The 18415-nt window shown below is 40.5% G+C and carries 15 protein-coding genes; 1 reads left to right on the forward strand and 14 read right to left on the reverse strand.

The annotated features are described in order from the left end of the window. Positions 1-238: 238 nt before the first annotated feature. The 4 genes from K1X61_15740 to K1X61_15755 all read right to left on the reverse strand — a co-directional run bounded on the left by K1X61_15740 (position 239) and on the right by K1X61_15755 (position 5663). Complete coding sequence (locus K1X61_15740) at positions 239-1843, reverse strand: site-specific integrase (GenBank protein MBX7110102.1); 1605 nt, start codon at positions 1841-1843, stop codon at positions 239-241. Between the two features lie 567 nt (positions 1844-2410). Next, positions 2411-3631 carry a T9SS type A sorting domain-containing protein gene (locus tag K1X61_15745; protein MBX7110103.1) on the reverse strand — a complete coding sequence of 407 codons (1221 nt, stop codon included), beginning with the start codon at positions 3629-3631 and terminating at the stop codon, positions 2411-2413. A 212-nt stretch (positions 3632-3843) separates the two neighbouring features. Continuing rightward, positions 3844-4560: a response regulator transcription factor gene (locus K1X61_15750; GenBank protein MBX7110104.1), complete on the reverse strand. Its 717-nt coding sequence runs from the start codon at positions 4558-4560 to the stop codon at positions 3844-3846. Next, positions 4557-5663 (reverse strand): histidine kinase, encoded by a 1107-nt coding sequence (locus K1X61_15755; GenBank protein MBX7110105.1) that lies wholly within the window; start codon positions 5661-5663, stop codon positions 4557-4559. Before K1X61_15755 ends, K1X61_15750 begins: the two co-directional genes overlap by 4 nt. 127 nt (positions 5664-5790) lie before the next feature. Here K1X61_15755 and K1X61_15760 point away from each other — a divergent pair, with 127 nt between their 5' ends. Continuing rightward, positions 5791-7743, forward strand: coding sequence for an agmatine deiminase family protein (locus K1X61_15760; protein ID MBX7110106.1), 1953 nt, complete (start codon positions 5791-5793; stop codon positions 7741-7743). 920 nt (positions 7744-8663) lie between these two features. On the opposite strand, the gene K1X61_15765 is transcribed toward K1X61_15760, so the two are convergent. The 10 genes from K1X61_15765 to K1X61_15810 all read right to left on the reverse strand — a co-directional run bounded on the left by K1X61_15765 (position 8664) and on the right by K1X61_15810 (position 18385). Then, positions 8664-9407, reverse strand: coding sequence for a DUF3575 domain-containing protein (locus K1X61_15765; protein MBX7110107.1), 744 nt, complete (start codon positions 9405-9407; stop codon positions 8664-8666). Positions 9408-9438: 31 nt separating this feature from the next. Continuing rightward, positions 9439-10893, reverse strand: a complete 1455-nt coding sequence (cls, locus tag K1X61_15770; GenBank protein MBX7110108.1) for a cardiolipin synthase — start codon at positions 10891-10893, stop codon at positions 9439-9441. Between the two features lie 22 nt (positions 10894-10915). After that, complete coding sequence (locus K1X61_15775) at positions 10916-11566, reverse strand: hypothetical protein (protein ID MBX7110109.1); 651 nt, start codon at positions 11564-11566, stop codon at positions 10916-10918. Beyond that, a complete protein-coding gene (locus K1X61_15780; protein ID MBX7110110.1) occupies positions 11566-12030 on the reverse strand; it encodes a hypothetical protein in 465 nt (154 codons plus the stop codon). The genes K1X61_15775 and K1X61_15780 overlap by 1 nt, the downstream gene beginning before the upstream one ends. A 228-nt stretch (positions 12031-12258) precedes the next feature. Next, positions 12259-12810, reverse strand: a complete 552-nt coding sequence (locus K1X61_15785; protein ID MBX7110111.1) for a DUF308 domain-containing protein — start codon at positions 12808-12810, stop codon at positions 12259-12261. Positions 12811-12869: 59 nt separating this feature from the next. Next, positions 12870-14204 carry a DUF2252 domain-containing protein gene (locus K1X61_15790; protein ID MBX7110112.1) on the reverse strand — a complete coding sequence of 445 codons (1335 nt, stop codon included), beginning with the start codon at positions 14202-14204 and terminating at the stop codon, positions 12870-12872. 111 nt (positions 14205-14315) lie between these two features. Continuing rightward, complete coding sequence (locus K1X61_15795) at positions 14316-15038, reverse strand: 2'-5' RNA ligase family protein (protein MBX7110113.1); 723 nt, start codon at positions 15036-15038, stop codon at positions 14316-14318. Positions 15039-15092: 54 nt separating this feature from the next. Continuing rightward, positions 15093-15503: a hypothetical protein gene (locus K1X61_15800; protein MBX7110114.1), complete on the reverse strand. Its 411-nt coding sequence runs from the start codon at positions 15501-15503 to the stop codon at positions 15093-15095. A gap of 183 nt (positions 15504-15686) precedes the next feature. Further along, a complete protein-coding gene (locus tag K1X61_15805) occupies positions 15687-16727 on the reverse strand; it encodes a haloacid dehalogenase-like hydrolase (GenBank protein MBX7110115.1) in 1041 nt (346 codons plus the stop codon). 86 nt (positions 16728-16813) lie between these two features. Next, positions 16814-18385: an arylsulfatase gene (locus K1X61_15810; protein ID MBX7110116.1), complete on the reverse strand. Its 1572-nt coding sequence runs from the start codon at positions 18383-18385 to the stop codon at positions 16814-16816. Positions 18386-18415: the final 30 nt, after the last annotated feature.

The following is an 18415-nucleotide window of genomic DNA, read 5'->3' on the forward strand; positions in this document are numbered from 1 at the left end:
TAACAGTTCGGTTAGCGCTATTAATAGCGGGTATTTTCGACATTAGGTTTTGAGTTGTGAAAATAACAAGAACTTGATAAATAAGCGTTTAGTGATTTGGAAGTTCTTTTTACGCATAGCGCCTATTTCTGCATCGCTGTCAGAGGTTATACCCCTTCAAAAAAAATCGCTGAAGCATGAAGATCAGCAGATGTGAGTTTCTATGGCAAGTTAAGAGAATTTGTTTTTAATCCGCTTTTTATATGTTTTCTAATTTGTCTAATGGACTTACAATCTGATCAAAACCTTTGGTGGTAATATGAGTATAGATTTCTGTGGTTTTGCTGCTTTCATGCCCCAATAAACTTTGGATGTAACGAAGATCAGTTCCCTGCTCCAGCAAGTGGGTGGCAAAAGAGTGACGCAGCGTATGCACCGTCACTTTCTTTTTGATACCGGCTTTTTTTACGGCGGCATTCATGATCTCCTGAATACTCCTGACGGAATATTGTCCGCCACCAATTCCTTCAAAAAGCCATTCTTTCGGCCGGTGGATCTTAAAGTATTCGCGTAAGACAGCTAACAGCCTGTTTGATAAAAGTGAATACCTGTCCTTTTTGCCTTTGGATTGTTCTATTCTGACCTGCATTCTTTTAGAGTCAATATCCTTTAACCGGACATTGATCAATTCACTCACTCTTAATCCTGCGGAATAACCAAGCATTAAGATCGCTTTGTGCTTGATATTTCCTGTGGCATTGAGCAATGCACCTATTTCCTTTACATTCAAAACAACAGGCAGCGTCTTTTCTTTTATAGGTCGCTCAATTAAATATACCTTCCGCTGTGCGCCCATAACCCTTTCGTAATAAAATTTAATGGCATTTATGGACTGGTTCTGATAGGAAGTAGATACCTGCCGCTCGATTACCAGGTACCTGAGGAAATCAATGATCATGGCTTCATTTATGGCAGAGAGCTCCGCTTCATGGTAATAATTGATAAATTCCTCGAATGCCCCTTTGTATGTCTTCAAGGTTTTTTCACTGTACCTCAATTCCCGCAGCTTTATCAGGTATTCATCGGGGCATTTGCGATAGCTTCCGGCATCAAAGAAAGACTTTCTTGGCTTTTTAGACGGATCCCTCAACTCCTCCTCGTAAATAATCTTGAGGTTCTGAGTGCTGGCGATTCTTGTTATTTCCGCCAGGAATTTTTCGGCAAATGGAATGCTCCAGCATTTGTGCTGCGGATTCCAGTTGCTGTACGGAACCTTCTTTACCGCATATGTCAGTTCCTTGTTAAATCCATAATATAATTTAAGCCGGCCTGCTATGGTTCTGATGATCAGTAAATCATTCTTTTCAATACTTCTGTGATCGTCAATGATTCCTATCACCGTTAGCGCTTCGTTGGTAACAATTGTGGAAATTCTTTCTTTGAAATATTCTTGCAGCAAATCGATGTTACCCGGATAATTGGGGATCACCCAGCAAAATTGCTTGCGGTCCCACCTGCTGTACCGGAAGGAAAGGAGGAACTTCGTATCCACCTCATTCTTTGGCAAGTGAACGGTTATTTTCCGACCAGAAACCTGTATGCTGACGTTGGCATTGGTTTTTTGGCGAGACGATGCATGCGCTGCATCTATGGCAGTTGTGGGTTTTGATTCATATTCAACTCCGGGAAACATTTTTTTCAATTCCGCGAAGGCGATTTTATTGTATGGAATATGCCACGCTTTTTGCTTGGCGCTCCATTTCGCGTCCGGCAGCCGCTTTATTTTTGACTCTGTTTCCACATTGAATGGAAAATCAATTTTGATCCGGTATTCATTCCGGTGAAATATTTTGCTGGCTTTCATACGATACTTCTATAATTGTGAATAATATATTATAACGTTCACAAGAAATGAAATAAAAAATCCGCACCTACATTTCAGCCTGATTTATCTTGCCATAGATCAGCATTTCTGATTCCCATACATATCAGATGTTCAGATCAACCTGTAGCTTTCAAATTTAAAAAAACTGTCACTATTATCCGACTAACGTGGGCTAAAGCCCGCCAGGAGCGGGTTTCATCCTACAACCCCGCTGAAACGTGGGGTTATAGGATGCTTGCCAGTAGTGGGTTTCAGCTTAATCACCGATATTTTAGTCGGACAATAATGATAGATTATTGGTAGCTGATAATAAAGTAAGTGAGTGAAATAGATTAGTGAATACACTATAACAAGTGATCGGCTTCGCCGCCGCCATCTAACAATTTAACCCTCCAACCATTGCCTGAAAAGATGAACGAATTGTCTTTCACCTCCATTGGTAGGGATTTTTAATCAAAGGTGTTCGAAACCCTTTGATTACAAATCCGGACTAACGAGGAAAGACCGGTTTACCCGCTCGTGCTGCAAAAAAAAAATTGTTCTTGGCTAATGAACCAGAATCTTATCAGTACCAGTTTGTTCTCTGGTAATAAGGTTTACCAGGTAAAGTCCCGGAGATAGTGATTCCAAATCCAAATCAATTTTCCCGGCAGTGCTAAAATCCTGAGAAAAAACCTGCTTCCCTAAAGAAGAGAAGATTTGAACGCTAACAGGTCCTGGATTTTTGGATTCGATGCTCAGTATCTCTGAAACCGGGTTAGGATACATTTTGAAATTCAGAACCGGTTCCTGCTTTATTCCGGTAGTTAAATAGGTACTTTTTGCGAAAATGGAATTGTCACAAACAATTTCAGAAACAAGATCGGGGACGAAACCAGCTACATACGTATTGCTATAAGTATTGAAAGCAATCATTCTAAGCATATTGCCGGTGTTCATTGCAACCAGCAAAAAGGTCCCTGTATTTTGGTCAAAAGAAGATGAACCACCCACGTAATAAGGAAAACCGATCAGCTCTCCGCGGTTAATAATATCTCCGGTTGTTTTATCTATCTCGACAATATTCCTTCCTGTGAAATTAAACAGGGAGTCATACGTATCACTCAGGGCATAAATGATTTCATTGACATTATCAAAATGAACGCTTGTAATATTGTTGTAAGGCGCTGTTGAATTCAGAATTGTTTTCGTGAATGAAAACAGGCTATCTCGCACAGGTACTGCATATAAACACAAAGCAGGATCATTGGTAAAACCCACATAATAAAGAATGCCGTTATTTGAATCAAAACCAATGGCATCGCTGACAATACCATTCGCACCCGGTTCATAGATAATACCGATCAGGCTGTCCTGATTCGCACTGATATTGTATTCATAAATGCTGATATATTCCTCGGTTTCCATTAACAGGTTGTACATTTTTCCGTTGCTCATATCGAATTCTGAAACATTGGTATATAAGGACCCACCTGCCAGATTTTCCATACCGGTAACTGAATTATATGAATACAATCCTGAGCTGCCGTCCGCAATTCCGGTAATATAATACGTGCTGTTAAGTGCATCAAACGCTGAGGTGGCGAAATAATAGCCATCCAGCATGGTTGGTATCACATTTACGGTTAGCGAATCCAGCGCCTGCCACTGAATGAGGTTAATGCTGCCGGTACTGGAATTGGTGGAAGCTCCGATAAGATTTATCTGCGCAAAAACTCCGATATGCAGGGTGGTCACTAAAATACAGCTCAAAAATGCTTTTTTCATAAGGATTTGTTCTCTTCATCTAACAAAAAGAAGTTAATAATGTTCAAATTTATTTTCTGTCGCTCAGTCCCAGGTAGGCGTCTCGCCAATCAGGGAAAAACAGACGAACTCAACGCATATTGAATCCTTCGTTACAAAACCTGCCGCTACTACACTGCTGTGTCTGTTTATTATTTTCTTTTCCATAATAGGCAGATGACTGTCAATCATGCTCAAAATCCTGTTATCTTCTTAAATGCCGCCGCTTTTCTAATTGAGATTCCGATATTAACTCCATTTTTTAGTATGGCTTTGAGTCCTCGTTTATCCGAGGTTTTTATATTTGATACGAGATGGAGATTGATAATCTGGCGGCGGTTGACACGAAAAAAATCAGCAGATGGTAACTGCTCCATTATTTGTTTAAGCGAGCGATGCATCAAACAGGAACGATGGTCAAAATAGAATTTAGAATAGTTTCCCAGTGATTCGATCAGGTAGATATCTATCAGCTTAATAAAATAACAGTATTGGCCATCCTTTAAAAAAATCTGTTTATTCATACCAGTATCCGATTTGTTGTCAGTCTCCAGATCTTTTCTCACTTTTTCAATGGTCTTTGACAACCGTTCGGGCTTGACTGGTTTCATTATATAGTCCAGCGCGTTTTTTTCAAATGCCTTAACAGCAAATTTGTCGTAGGCAGTAATAAAAACCACTCTTGGTACTGTTTTTAGTTCATCGAGTAATTCAAACCCGTTTCTCCCTGGCATGTTCACATCAAGAAAAAGAAGCTGGGGTTGATAGAACTGGATTTTCTCCAGCGCATCCGTAACGTTTTTAGCCTCACCAAGAATTTCTATTTCCGGATAGGAAGACAATAAATACCGCAGCTCCTTTCTTGCCAGCGGTTCATCATCAATAATCAGTGTCCTGATCGGACTATTCATAATAATGGTATGATTACGGTAGCCTTTACGACCTGATTTTCTGAGTGAATGTTGAATGATGCGCCTTCTCCATAATTCAGCTTCAATCGTCTTGCAAGGTTTCGAAAACCGATTCCGCTTGCTACCTCAAAATCAAAATTGCCTTTGTTTTCAACGCAAAGTTTCAATTGATTCTTTGTTTTTGTTCCCCGGATGGTTATGGTTCCACCTTGTTCATGCTGACTGATACCATGCTTGATGGCATTTTCGGTGAGCATCTGCAGTATCATTGGCGGAACCGCCACATCAAGTGCATCGGGATCTATCAGCAGATCGCACTCTAACCGTTCCTCAAACCTGATTTTTTCAAGACAGAGGTAATCATTTACCAAAGCAAGCTCATCCTTCAAACTTATCAATTGCCTGCTGTGAAAATTTAATGATGTTCGAAGTAAATCAGAAAGCTGTGTAATTGCCTCCCGGGCACCATGTGGGTTCTCCAGCGTAAGTGCTTTAATGCTGTTTAGCGCATTAAAGAGAAAATGCGGGTTGAGCTGACTTTTTAAACTATCAAGCTCAGCTGATTTCAGTAATGCATCCGCCTCAGCCTTTTCCTGTTCGATACGCGCTTTTTCGGCCTCCGTTCTTCCGAGCGATTGTGCAAACTTATATGTGTGATAGCTAAAAAACCAGATTGAAACAATGCTGCAGTTTATTGAGAAATAGCTGAGGTAATCAAAAAAATGGAGCGGTTCACCATTTGGTTCTTCCAAATAATAATAGAATAGTATCGACATTAATGCGATTACAGCACTCAGGGCAACAGTTCCGATTAAGGCATAACCAATCACAGAAACCAGTGAGCTGTAATTGATCTTCAGCTTTCGAAGTGTATTGCGGTAAATGTGGGATCCAAGAATGCTGATCGTGTTGAAAGATATTAACTCGATCAGCCCCACTTCGAAACTGCTGTATCGCCATATATTAATATTCAGGTATCCGTTGTATAGTGTCCAAAAAATAATCTGGACACACCAATACTTCTTCTCATGGCTCAAATTTTTCCATATTGATACCAGGTCAGGCAATTGGGTGGCTGTGAGGATAAAGATATGAATAGTCATTCACAACAAGGTTCCCGGGTTCATATCATTAAATACAAATACGCTCATCCTCAAAAATAAACGCTCATGTAATTTTCCTGATTTCCGCGATTTCATTTCTTAATATTTGCATCAAACAAATGAAATCATGAAAAAGATCCTGTTACTCACTCTTGTTTGCACGGTTTACCTACTGAACAGCACGGTCCATGCTCAGTACCCTGTGCGAATGGCGGCGGAATTCGATCCATGTATCGGAACGCTCATCACCTGGCCACTTGGCATTCCTCAGTCGCTGGTTATTGATTTGGCGAAGGAAAATACCCTGTATGTTGCAGTCGGTTCAACAGCTGAACAAACAAGCGCGATATCACTTTTCACTTCTTTGGGTGTGAACATGAACAATTGTGAGTTTGTTCAGGCACCTCACAATACCCATTGGTCCAGGGATTGGGGCCCAAACTGCACATTCGATAGCGAAGGAGTCGCCGGTATTCTGGATTTCACTTTTAAAGGATACCTATGGGTGCCCGGATGCGGGTCTACCGGGAATGGTTCTTATTTTGGAAATCATACCAAAGATGATGCGGTCAATTCCATTATAGCAAGTACGCTGGGCTTGCCGCTGCGGTTTATGCCAAGCCATTTCGTCGGAGGCAACAACATGGTGGATGGTCTGGGTACCGCTGTTTCGTCAAATCAAATGATTAAGGAGAATGAAAAAAACTTTATTGACTCATCTACCTTTATTAATTATGCAAAAACATACTGCGGAATAAATAGTTATTACTTCGTGGATAATCCGGAGGATTTAGGTATCCAGCATATAGACTGTTTCGCAAAATTTCTGGATGAGGAAACGATTCTGATAAAAGAAGTGAGTCCGGCCAACACTGATTATACCTGCATTGAACACCTGGTCGATCAGGTAAAAGAAATGAAAAGTGTTTATGGAAGACCCTATAAAATTGTCAGGATATTTGCAGGGGAATACAGTGGCGACCTGACTGCCGCCTATACCAATGCGCTGATACTAAATAAAAACGTTTACGTTCCTCTTTTCGGCATTTCAACGGACTCGATGGCCCTCGAAACATACCGAAATGCAATGCCTGGCTATACAGTAACCGGGTATACCTCTTCCGGAGCTTCCAAATGGTATTATTATGACGCATTACATTGCCGCACGATGGGTATTTTCGACAAAGACATGCTTCGGATCGTTCACAGATCCCTTGACTCCGTTATCACTTCAGGCTCGAACTCCATTCCAATATTGGTAGCTGTTGACGCGCGGAGCGGCCTGGGACTTATCCAGGAAAATTGCCGCCTTTACTGGAGAATAAAAGGAACATCATCCTGGCAAAGCGTCCAGTTGACAACAACGGGTGGTATTGATTCGATGACTGCAAACATTCCCCCACAGTTGTCGGGGACCAGCATTGAATACTATATTCAGGCAGCAGATTCCTCTGGTCGCACGGTTACATTGCCAAGGTCAGCTCCAGACTGGGTGTTCAGTTTTACAACAAGTGGAAGTGCATGCCTTATTCCAACCGGATTGAATTCAACCAATATTACCGCTCACAGCGTTGATTTAAATTGGAACCCGGTTGAGGCATCATCCAAATACAAAATTCAATACAAGAACGCTTCCTCAGGCGAGCCCTGGACGATAGTAAAACTTTCGGCCCCTGCTGCTACCTGTCATCTCACCGGCTTGAGTGCTGAAACAAAATACAAATGGAGGATCAAAAGCCTTTGCGGAGCTGACAAATCAGATTTTTCTGAGACAATAAAATTTACTACGGATGCCCAAAGAGAAACCAATGATGCAATCAATCAGAGCCTGGATCTGGTAATTTACCCCAACCCGGTTGCATCAATTGCCCAACTCAGATTTACTTTGAAAGAAAGCAGCAACATTCATATTGACCTCCTTGATGTGCAGGGCAAAATGATTGGCAGCTTATTTAACGACAACTTATCGGAAGGAATTCAGCTAGTAGATCTTGACCTGACGGCATTCGCAAGTGGCATGTACCTGTTCAGGGTTAGCTCAAAGGATTTTGTGGGTGTAGTTAAAGTTGCAAAACATTAATTCATAAGAACAATGTAATGCAGGGACGCCGGATTTAGGCCGGTGTTCCTGCATTCATTGATTTGATGTCAGTCAAGATGTTCAATCCTAAGTGTTCGAATCCTTTAGAGTTATTAAACAGGTATTTATCTTAGCCAGGATCACAACCACATAGGATGGCAACTTGTTTCATTATTTCTTCATCGGGTTCAAGTTCAGAGCAAAACCTGGCTTTATTAAAACTGGAGATGTTATTGAGTTTTCTTTAGGTATTTTTTAATTGATGGCCTGTTCCGTTGATCTGGATTTGTAATCACAAGTGTTCGAAATATCATCAAAGGCTTATCCGGTATACATTACAGCTGCTTTAAGGAAGCGTTTTCACCCATTTAAATATTCCTTTGGCATTGTGAATGTGATTTCTATCAGTGAGAAACATACATGAGGATTTTTCGGAACAAGTTCAGACTCGATTCTTAGACATTAAAAATGCTTTGGAACTGAAGCCAGTAAAGAGTTTCAAAGGTTTCGAACACTTGTTATTACAAATCCGCACTAACGGAGAAAACCCTCCCATTGGAATTCTGCAAAACGTCAGGCTTTGTAATAACGCCGCTCTCAAAACAATTTCATAAAACAGATCATGAGATATTGAGTGTGGGCGCATTAGACGCCATTTACCGGCGCTGGTTTTTTATGCAGTCACTTCATTTGAAAAACCTGAATCATCAACTTATCCTATTATTACAACGTGGCAAACGCTTTTCGCGTTTACCTCGTCGCTAAAAAGAAATCCATTGCCTGTCAGATGAAGGAGTAGCGATTATCTATGAAATTCCCTAATGAACCAAATGAGCCAAGTCCCTTTAATATCCTTCCTCTCATTTCGCTCTGCGAAAGATCGTGATGATTGTACATGAACATTTGGCTGTTTAAGCAGTTTATTTTCTCTTCTTCCCCAACTGAAAGCCGATGAGAAACTGATAGCGCCAGCCCAACGACCACGCATCAAACCGCCCGTTTGAATCAACTTCTTTTTCGGCAAGCAATTTATCCAGCATTGGAAAACTGTCGAGCAGTTTTAGCAGCACTTCGTTTTCCACATCGTTTTTATCAAAATTATAATCACCGTTTAATTTTAGTGATGCATTGTAATTTGACATGGAAGGGCCAACCAAAACAAAATCAAAAGTCAACCTGTTTTTTATAACAAACTGGTAACCCAACTGAAAACCCACATTCAATATTTTGAACAGTGACGCCAGTTCGGCTTGCTCATTTATTCCATCAAATTCAACCTCCATATTTCTTATATTATTGAAATAATGATACGCTATGTAAGGACCTATGTAAACACCATGCGGAGCATATTGCTTGTTTTCCATTTTTAAATAGAACCGGTATTCAGCTCCGGCTTTAAAGCCGTTTTTGGAAAGATTTTCCTGCACATGAACTGTATTACTAACCGTTAGCAACGGCGGAAACTCTTCATATCCACCACTGATGCAAATAGATTGGTGATGCTTTATAATGCGCTCATAAGAAAAAATAGCCGAAGTTGGATAAAGTATGTGTGACAATTCTACTTTAATATTATTCATCCGATGTACCTGCTGCACTGAATCTTGTGCTTTAACAATTCCACAGCGCCCTAAAAGGAGCAATACGATCAGAAGTGCTTTCATTATTAATTGATTAAGATTATGAAAGGAATATCTATAAAACAGAGGATATCAAACGGGCAATGGAATAAAAAAGGCGATTGGCAAAACTTATATTCTTTACTGTTTCGCTTGTAACCTCCATGCATTCCTTCAAATCCTCTAGAAATACCTTTTCAAACCGCTCACCAAATTCACTGCCGTATATCACCGACATTATTTCAAAATTAAGATCGAAGCTGCGCACGTCCATATTGGCTGTGCCTATTACACTCAGACAACTGTCGGCAACAACTGTTTTAGCATGCACAAATCCTTTTTTATAAAGATAAATCCTTACACCGGCAGCCACCAGGCCCGGAAAATAAAATTTTGATGCGGATCCAACAATGGCAGAATCTGATTTATAGGGAATCAACAGCCTTACATCCACTCCGCTTATGGCAGCTTGTTTCAACGCATCCATAATGCTCTCGCTTGGTATGAAGTAAGGATTGGTAATGTATAGTTTCTCTCGTGCAGCGGTAAATATTTTCAGGTACGTAAGCATGATGTTCGACATCGGGTAAACAGGACCACCGGCAATAACCTGTGCCATGCCTTCAAACCCTGCAGGCTTATCATATGCCTTGTCGGGAAACAGCTCATTTGAAAACTGCAATGATTCATGCTGACATGAATTCCAGCTTACAATGAAGTGCCGCTGCAAACTGTTCACCACAGGCCCTTCAATTTTAACATGCGTATCGCGCCAGTAAAGTCCGGTGTCTATTGAATTATCATATCTGTCAGAAACATTTATGCCCCCTACAAATCCTGTTATGCCATCAACAATAATTATTTTCCGGTGATCGCGGTGGTTCATTGTATTGGCAAGCATGGCTATTTTTACCTTAATCTTCGGAACCACTGCAACACCACCCGCTTTCAGCTCTTTAACAATATTGGGTTTTATCTTGCGGCTTGCATAGTCATCATAAATAACCCGGACTTTAACACCTGCTTTTGCTTTGTGCAACAAAATGTTTTTAATCTGATTTCCACGTACGTCATTTTCCCATGCATAATATTCCATATGAATAAAATGCTTGGCCGTTTCGAGCACCCGCAACACTTCAGGAAATTTTTCTTCACCATTGGTAAGCAATGTGAAATGGCTTTTACGCAGTGGTTCATCATTTAAGCCATTCAGAAACTTAATAAGGCTGCTGTAATTCAGCAATTCAGGACTGGTAACATTTAAAGGAGCATCCTGTTTAAGATATCCCTGCTTATTCATTGCATCGTCAAGTTCGTTTTGTGCTTTAACTACCATGAACCGGCTGCTGCGATGCCTGAAGTTGATGCCCAGTGCAAAGTAAATGAATACGCCAATGGCAGGAAATACCAATACCAGCAGCAGGTATGCAAGCGCCTTTGAAGTAGTTTCCGTATCAAGCAGTATTCGGATTACCGTGTAGATAATCAGCAACAGGTAAACAACAATTATGATCGGGTAGATGAGGTCCATAGTATATTAATTTAGAAATGCCTTAAAATTCAAAGCTCAGCGTTGCAATTACAAAGTATTCATCCGAAAACGGGTTGAAATAATGAGCTCCCGCAGTTAATTTCCAAAAATCATATTCTGCATAAATCCCCTCGGAAATTTCAAATTCCGATTCAAACAGCTTTGTTCGGTTTCCTGATATTCCTGTTCTGAAATTCCTGAAGGCAGTTATACCTAATTGCGTCCAGCTATAATAAAAATCATTTTCCTTTTCTTTAATATCAAACACGTATTCATTTTCAGAATAGAAGTATAATTTTTTCCAGTTGAGCGTGAATTCCAATGCGGGGATAATGCCAATCGTGTTTCCAACTGCAAATCCAAACATAGTGGTTATGCTTAACGTTAGCTTTTTACCTGCTTCGAACATGTATCCCCCGAATAAAGAAACCGTTTTTAAGTCCTCATAATTATAACGTGCCTCAAAATGCCATGCCTGGTAATCAGCATAACCCAAAACCAAAGGTGTGAGTCCATCGTCAGGAACAATGTAATTGAATGATTCGACTTCAAATGACCTCGATGATGAAAGTGTATCACTAACAGTTGCTAAGGAATTTTCATTTACCTTTTGAGCAAATGCTTTTAAGCCGGATAGTAATAATAAAATAACCATTACATTATTGCTCATCATTATCCTCCTAAAGCAATTGCTATCGTTACCAGTATTATCCCGAATAAACTTATGGTTATACCAGTGAGCAGGCTGTTTCTGCCGGCATATTTTCCAAGTCCCCATCCGCAAAAAAACATCATCAAAATCCCGATTGCATTTGAAATTCTCAGTGCGATTTGCAAATTACTATGAAAAAGAAAAGGTATTGCAACAGGAAATGTTGAAAGCAAAACAATTAAGAAAATTCCCGCTGCAGTTTTAAAATCCTTAATTCTATCTCCTTTTACCGGCTTGGGTTCAGGCGATAACGCAATCCTTTGTCTTATCAGTTCTATTTCCCCGGGTTGCATTACCCCTGCAATAGAGGATGGAAGTGCATCGGTTATAAACTGGCAGGCCTCTCTCGAATTATTCGATTTCCTGACAAATTTTAAAATTGAAGATTCTCTTGATTCATCTGTCTTTGCAAATACGAGATACATCACAGCATCTATAAGTCCCCAGGCAGTATTGCAGCTGAGTGCACAAAAAAGCAAATCATTCAGCGTGGTTTTATCTGTTTTTGTTACACTGATGGTACAGGTAAAAGTCAGCGCCATAATTACTCCGTACAAAATTTCGGATATCCTGTCTTCTGTACTTATCCAGGCGTTGTCGCGAACAGGCTTTGTTTGACTGATCTTATCTTCCATTATTCATTAAGTGATATGCTATTTTGCCTGCACAGCTTTTACAATTTTCCTCTTCAGAAAGGCCAGGCTGATTAGTCCGAATCCTGAAAGCATAACGGATATACCTAATAGCGAACTGATGCTTTCAGCACCCGATTGAACATTTATGATACTGTCAATACCTGTTACTAAAACCGCAATGCCAAGCAATGCAGTGAGCCACCACATTGAAAAATGTTTTTTTGCATTCCAACTTCCGGCAATCAAACCAATGCCAATTACGGCTACCATTGAACCAAATGCAATGGTAATTGCCATCATGCTGATAATCATTTTCATCAACATCATAAAACCCACAATTACCATTGCAATGCTGCCAAGCAGGTTTATTAAGGAGCGGTTGTTTTTTGATGTGGCGAAATAGGCAATCACTCCATAAATACCAGACGCTATTACAATGCAACCCAACCAAAGAGCAAGTGTTAACAGCAATGCCCCCGGATTATTGAAAATAAGAATGCTTAATGCAAGCATTAAAATTCCCTGGATGAGTGTAACCCACCAGTTACTGAATACAGATGATGTGCTCATAATGTTTTTGTTTTAAATGTTTAAGTTAAGCATTGCTTTCTAATAATTTACATCCATTTCTATTCCGTTTCTTTCGACACTTTAATTCTTCCGCTCTCTGCTGCTGCTACAAGTGCCTTGTGGTCGCTAATGGTAAGTTTGTCATAGGCGAATGCAAAGCGAACCATAGCATCATCTAACTCATTGCTGTTGCCTGCATAACCTGCAATCATAGCAGCATCACCTGATTTGGCATGTGCCAATGCAAGCGCCCATCCACACAATGCAGTATATTCGTGATAGTTTGATAGCACTAATTTGTGAGGGTCGAATGCTAATCCGCCTTTCATGTCATGCAGCTGCCGAATGTAGTAATCAGTGCCGTCTAATTGTGCCCATCCCAGAAAAATATCTGCAGAACCTTGCAATAGCCGTTGCCCTGCAACTACCCGCTCACCCTCGTTTTTATATAATGATATACTGTCCGATGCATATACAGATGGTTGCGCTTCCTTTATTTGTAAAAATAACGGGTCATTTTTATAACTGCCTTCCAAATAAACAACCCAGCAACGCGTCCCAACACTGCCTACACCAACCACCTTGCGCACAGCATCTGCAACTTTGTAATGCCCTAAAAGGTATCGTCTGTCATTGGCTAATGATTTACTATAATCCTCCATCAATATGTCCAGTGCTTCTATTATTGTTCTGCCAAACATGGTTTTGGTTTCCCGCACCATGAAGGGCTCATTAATGCGCAGTTTGTGCTTTTTATCAATGATATCGGTTAGATTTTCAAGCACTTGAATATTGGTATGTGTACGCGCCTTTGAAAGTATGTGTAAAGCATTTTTGCGCATGTAATGCGGTATCATGCTTAGTATGTCAGTATCCTTTATAGAGGAATACCACAAATCCAAATTACCCATATACGCATATTGCTTCATTTTTTTGCGATATGATTTCACAGCGCTTCTTGCAGCTTCTTCACATAATTTCACATCGCCACCCAGAAACCTGCATGAGGTTACTGCACTTGTTGCAAGGCGTTTCAAATCCCATTCCCATGGGCCGGGAATGGTTTCATCAAAATCATTGATGCCAAAAATCAGGTTGCGTTCCACCGAAGCATACAAGCCAAAATTTGCCACGTGCATATCGCCACAGGTTTGCACATCTATTCCTGTGGTCTTATAAGGTGCCAAATCAGCCGCCATGATTGCAGCACCTCCGCGCAGAAAAGCAAACGGAGATTCCAGCATACGTGCATAACGTATAGGCACTAAAAACGGTAATCGCGTTTTTGCCTGCTTTTCCAAAATAGCAATCGGGTCCACTCTGTCAGGCGATGGATTAAAGTCTCCGTGTACTGCCCTTGGAATTTTTTTACGCAATTCCTTTCCGGCAGCCAAGCGTTCTTCAATGCTACGCTGTTTGGATTGAAAATGACTTGAGGGCTTATTGCTCATATTCTTTGAAGCTCGCCAAACATTAAATTATTAAAGTTGTCACAACGCTTCATTTTACTTAAGACTACCTGAACTCCAAAGTTTAGTCCTTGCCGTACCAAAATCACCGAGGTGATAAATACTTACTGATGCACATTTAAATGTGAACTTATTGTAAGGTTTGGCAAGCAGTCCCTTTAAAAAATCCTGGTGCGCCAATCCAATGGTAACATGTGGATTGTATTTGGCTCCGCTATGGTCAGGAATAAATCCGTTAACATAAGTATCGCTTCCCTTTGCAATCGGTGTTCCATCTGCATTTTGAATAAATGCTGCATTGGTTCCCGTAACAATGAATGGCCGTAACTTTTCAATAATTCTTGCCTGAAAGCGCATCAGCGCAGGGGTGGTATCAATAGTAATACCGGCTAATCCCAAATCATTGGTAGGGAAATAATAAAACCCCTTTGATGAAAGTTTTTCCTTCATTGGGTTTTCGTTTTTCACTACTTTGGATACCGCATCATATACTTTTTCGAGGTCACTTTTTTTTACAAAACATTGCAACACGGTAATGTGCGGGGTGTGTAATTCGTCAAGTGAATAACTGCCCGGCCCGGAATAATTTCTCTGCATCAGCAGGTTATATGCTTTTGCAGAATCAAGCATGGTCTGATCAGGATTCAACAACACATCAATTGCCACAATATCCGATTGTGCGTATGCAGGTCTTAATGAGAATGTAAATAAAACCAGCGCTAAAAAGCTTATGCTTTTAATGGATGATAATTGTTTCATTTCATTTCCACTTTATGCTTAATGTTAATGATTCATAAAATGTATCGCAGAATTTCAGGTTGGGATAACTGCTGAACCTTGTCCGTAATTCCTGATAATTTTTTCAAATTTGTTCATTGGAAAATCTACTCTCCTGAATTTCGTTTCCTTCATCAGTTTCAGGTCGCCTGATTTCGCGTCAGGTGGTTGCGGAAAAAATATCATGCTGTAACCATCATCTCGTTTCTCCACCTCTATGCCGAAACTCCAATCACCATCCTCGTTAACCATAACCGCTTTCCAATTGTTATCCGTATTTTCTACGGTGGCATCTGCACTCGATCTTAGCATAGTGTATCCGGGAATAAAAACAAGCAGATTGTTTTCAATAAATGCAAGAAAAGCCTTTACATATTTCCGGTCCGACAGCAATCCGGCTACATAACAGACAATTAAAATAAAAAGAATACTCAGCAGTGTAAACATGCCTACACCAAAAATTCTTTGCTCAGGTACATACGATTTTAAGGGTTGTATAATACGTTGGGCAACGGATATTGCCTTTTCGTAAATAAAGATCAAAATAAGTATTGGTAACAAAAACTGAATAATGCCTTTACCTATTCTACTTGCTATGGATGAATACCACTTCATGTTTTTTTAAAATAATTATTTATCAAACGGGTAAATCTTCTTCCAGTCTGTTTTCATATCTACCACTACCCAATGATATTTTGCAGCATCATCCAATCCTTTATCTAATTTGGCTAATGCTGATTGACGGTCGTAAGCGTATTCACGAACCGAATCGGTATGATGAATGTATAATCCGAAACGCGGACCACTGCCAGTGCTGGTGTATTGCAGCATGCCGTAATCACCATCAGAATTTCCGGCAGTAAATACCGGGCGCATACCTATGTGCTCATGAATGCCAACAGGTTTGTCAAGTTTGTCATCAAAGAAATTGAGTTCGGGCAGCTTAAATAAAAACGGTTGTGCTCCGCTTGTATCATATTTTACTTTGGTTGAACTTCCAACCACCTGGTAAGGCGGAATGCCATAGGCCTGTTCAACCCATACACGCATGAAATCAATTCCACCGCCCGAAACAATAAATGTTTTGTAACCGTTTGCTCTTAAATAATTTAATAATTCGAGCATTGGCTGATAAACCATTTCATTATAATGTTTACCTGTTTTTAGGTGAGTAGCTGTTGCCATCCAGTCTTTCACTGTTTTTTCAAATTCATCTGTTGTTATTCCTGTATGAGTTGTCATAACGAGTTCTCCCAATGCTTTCGCACCACCTGCAAATACGGCTTTCATATCTCCTTCCAATACTCCTTTAAAAGGTTGTTTGTTTTTCCATTCGGGGTGTTGTGGCGCCATTGCTTTAATGCGGTCAATCGCAAAAAATAATTGAAATGGAAGAGGCGACTCTGTCCATAATGTTCCATCATTATCAAAGCAGGCAATGCGGTCTTTAACGGGAACAAAATCTGCACCGCCATCTTTTGTTGTTTTTGTTACAAAGTCGATGATAGATTGTTTGGCGTTGCCTTCATTCCACGATGGCAATGGATCGGCAGTTGCACTATCAGTTACACTAACTGTTGCTTCCGTTTTTACTTTTTGCTGATTGCAACTGATCAGTAAAACTGTTGATGCAAGCAGGACAATTGCAACTATATAATTTCTAATTTTCATATCTTATAGATTTAACTTTTTATATTTATTAGAATAAAAACCAACGGTCACAGATGAATGACCGCTGGTTTTAAATTAAAAGTTTATTATTTGCTGCCTCCTGATGAGCCGTATGTTATTGATTCCATTGCCTTGTCAAGACTAAAGCTTCCCGGTTTCATACGAGGTGGAAATTCTTTGAAACTTTGTATCCACCTTCCAACATACGCTGCTGACGGTGCAAAGGCAAACATGTGCATGAAATACCATTTATCATATCCGCCTGCTTCATCTTGCGCACGTTCGAAAGGATCCATGCGAAGGTTACAAATCATTGGGGCACGCAATTCAGTGAAAGGCTCAATCCATGTGTGCATCCCGTGTGCATCCTGACGTAAAAAAGTAATCTTCCAGTTTTCATAACGCAGCGCTGCTACACTGCCGCCATCAGTCCAGTAAATAAATTCTTTACGCGGCCATTCGCCACCATTCTGTAAGGCTGGCATCAGGTTGTAACCATCCAAGTGTACTTTATAATTAGCAGAACCAATTTGCTTTCCACTCAACAATTCTTCCTTTATATTCGGGTCACCCACGGCAGCCATAAGCGTTGGTACCATGTCTTCCAGCGAAGTGATTTCATTATTTATGGTGCCTGGTTTTACAACACCAGGCCACTTTATCATAGCAGGGATACGATAACCACCTTCCCATTGCGAATTCTTCTCACCGCGGAAATAAGAAGTTCCGGCATCGGGCCAGGCAAAAAATTCAGCACCATTATCGGTTGTGTACATAACAATTGTGTTTTCATCCATACCAAGTTCTTTCAGCTTGTCTAATAATTGCCCAACCATTTTATCATGTTCAACCATACCATCCGCTTCTATACCAAGTCCTGTGACGCCATCTGATTCGGCCTTGAGATGCGTATTAACGTGCATACGGGTGGTGTTATACCAGATAAAGAAAGGTTTGCCTTCTTTCTTTGCACGTTCCATAAAGGCCAGCGTTTTTGCAGTAACCTCTGCATCTATTGTTTCCATTCTTTTCTTGGTAAGCGGACCGGTGTCTTCTACCTTTTGTGTTCCATCGCTATTTGCTGTACTGTGAATTACTCCACGAGGACCAAATTTCTTTTTGAAATCAGGGTCCTTGGGATAATCCGGATTTTCCGGTTCTTCTTCTGCATTCAAATGGTATAAGTTTCCAAAGAACTCATCAAAACCATGATTGGTTGGAAGGTGCTCATCTAAATCACCAAGATGGTTTTTCCCAAACTGTCCGTTGAGATAGCCTAAAGGTTTCAGCAAATCAGCAAGCGTTGGATCAAGTTTAGTAATACCTTCCTTGGCACCCGGCAAACCAACTTTTAAGAGTCCGGTACGAATAGGTGATTGACCGGTAATAAAAGCTGCGCGTCCCGCTGTACAGCTTTGCTGACCATACATATCCGTAAATAAGACGCCCTCTTTGCAAATGCGATCAATGTTGGGCGTTTTGTAACCCATCATTCCCAGGTTGTATGCGCTGATGTTAAACGAACCAATATCGTCACCCATTATAATGAGGATATTGGGTTTGGCTGCAGGTGCTTTTGCAGCATCCTTTTTTTGCGCTTGCGTACTAATGCATGTTGCAGCAATTAGCAGTGCGGTTAACAGTGTTTTTACTTTCATAATTTATTTGATTTAGAATTGAGTTCATGA

The sequence above is a fragment of the Chitinophagales bacterium genome (assembly GCA_019694975.1).
GTDB lineage: Bacteria > Bacteroidota > Bacteroidia > Chitinophagales > UBA10324 > JACCZZ01.

Bases quoted from the DNA above. Each gene is read 5' to 3' on its own strand.
- K1X61_15740 (MBX7110102.1), bottom strand. From the start codon at position 1,843: ATGAAAGCCAGCAAAATATTTCACCGGAATGAATACCGGATCAAAATT.
- K1X61_15745 (MBX7110103.1), bottom strand. From the start codon at position 3,631: ATGAAAAAAGCATTTTTGAGCTGTATTTTAGTGACCACCCTGCATATC.
- K1X61_15750 (MBX7110104.1), bottom strand. From the start codon at position 4,560: ATGAATAGTCCGATCAGGACACTGATTATTGATGATGAACCGCTGGCA.
- K1X61_15755 (MBX7110105.1), bottom strand. From the start codon at position 5,663: ATGACTATTCATATCTTTATCCTCACAGCCACCCAATTGCCTGACCTG.
- K1X61_15760 (MBX7110106.1), top strand. From the start codon at position 5,791: ATGAAAAAGATCCTGTTACTCACTCTTGTTTGCACGGTTTACCTACTG.
- K1X61_15765 (MBX7110107.1), bottom strand. From the start codon at position 9,407: ATGAAAGCACTTCTGATCGTATTGCTCCTTTTAGGGCGCTGTGGAATT.
- cls (MBX7110108.1), bottom strand. From the start codon at position 10,893: ATGGACCTCATCTACCCGATCATAATTGTTGTTTACCTGTTGCTGATT.
- K1X61_15775 (MBX7110109.1), bottom strand. From the start codon at position 11,566: ATGATGAGCAATAATGTAATGGTTATTTTATTATTACTATCCGGCTTA.
- K1X61_15780 (MBX7110110.1), bottom strand. From the start codon at position 12,030: ATGTATCTCGTATTTGCAAAGACAGATGAATCAAGAGAATCTTCAATT.
- K1X61_15785 (MBX7110111.1), bottom strand. From the start codon at position 12,810: ATGAGCACATCATCTGTATTCAGTAACTGGTGGGTTACACTCATCCAG.
- K1X61_15795 (MBX7110113.1), bottom strand. From the start codon at position 15,038: ATGAAACAATTATCATCCATTAAAAGCATAAGCTTTTTAGCGCTGGTT.
- K1X61_15800 (MBX7110114.1), bottom strand. From the start codon at position 15,503: ATGTTTACACTGCTGAGTATTCTTTTTATTTTAATTGTCTGTTATGTA.
- K1X61_15805 (MBX7110115.1), bottom strand. From the start codon at position 16,727: ATGAAAATTAGAAATTATATAGTTGCAATTGTCCTGCTTGCATCAACA.
- K1X61_15810 (MBX7110116.1), bottom strand. From the start codon at position 18,385: ATGAAAGTAAAAACACTGTTAACCGCACTGCTAATTGCTGCAACATGC.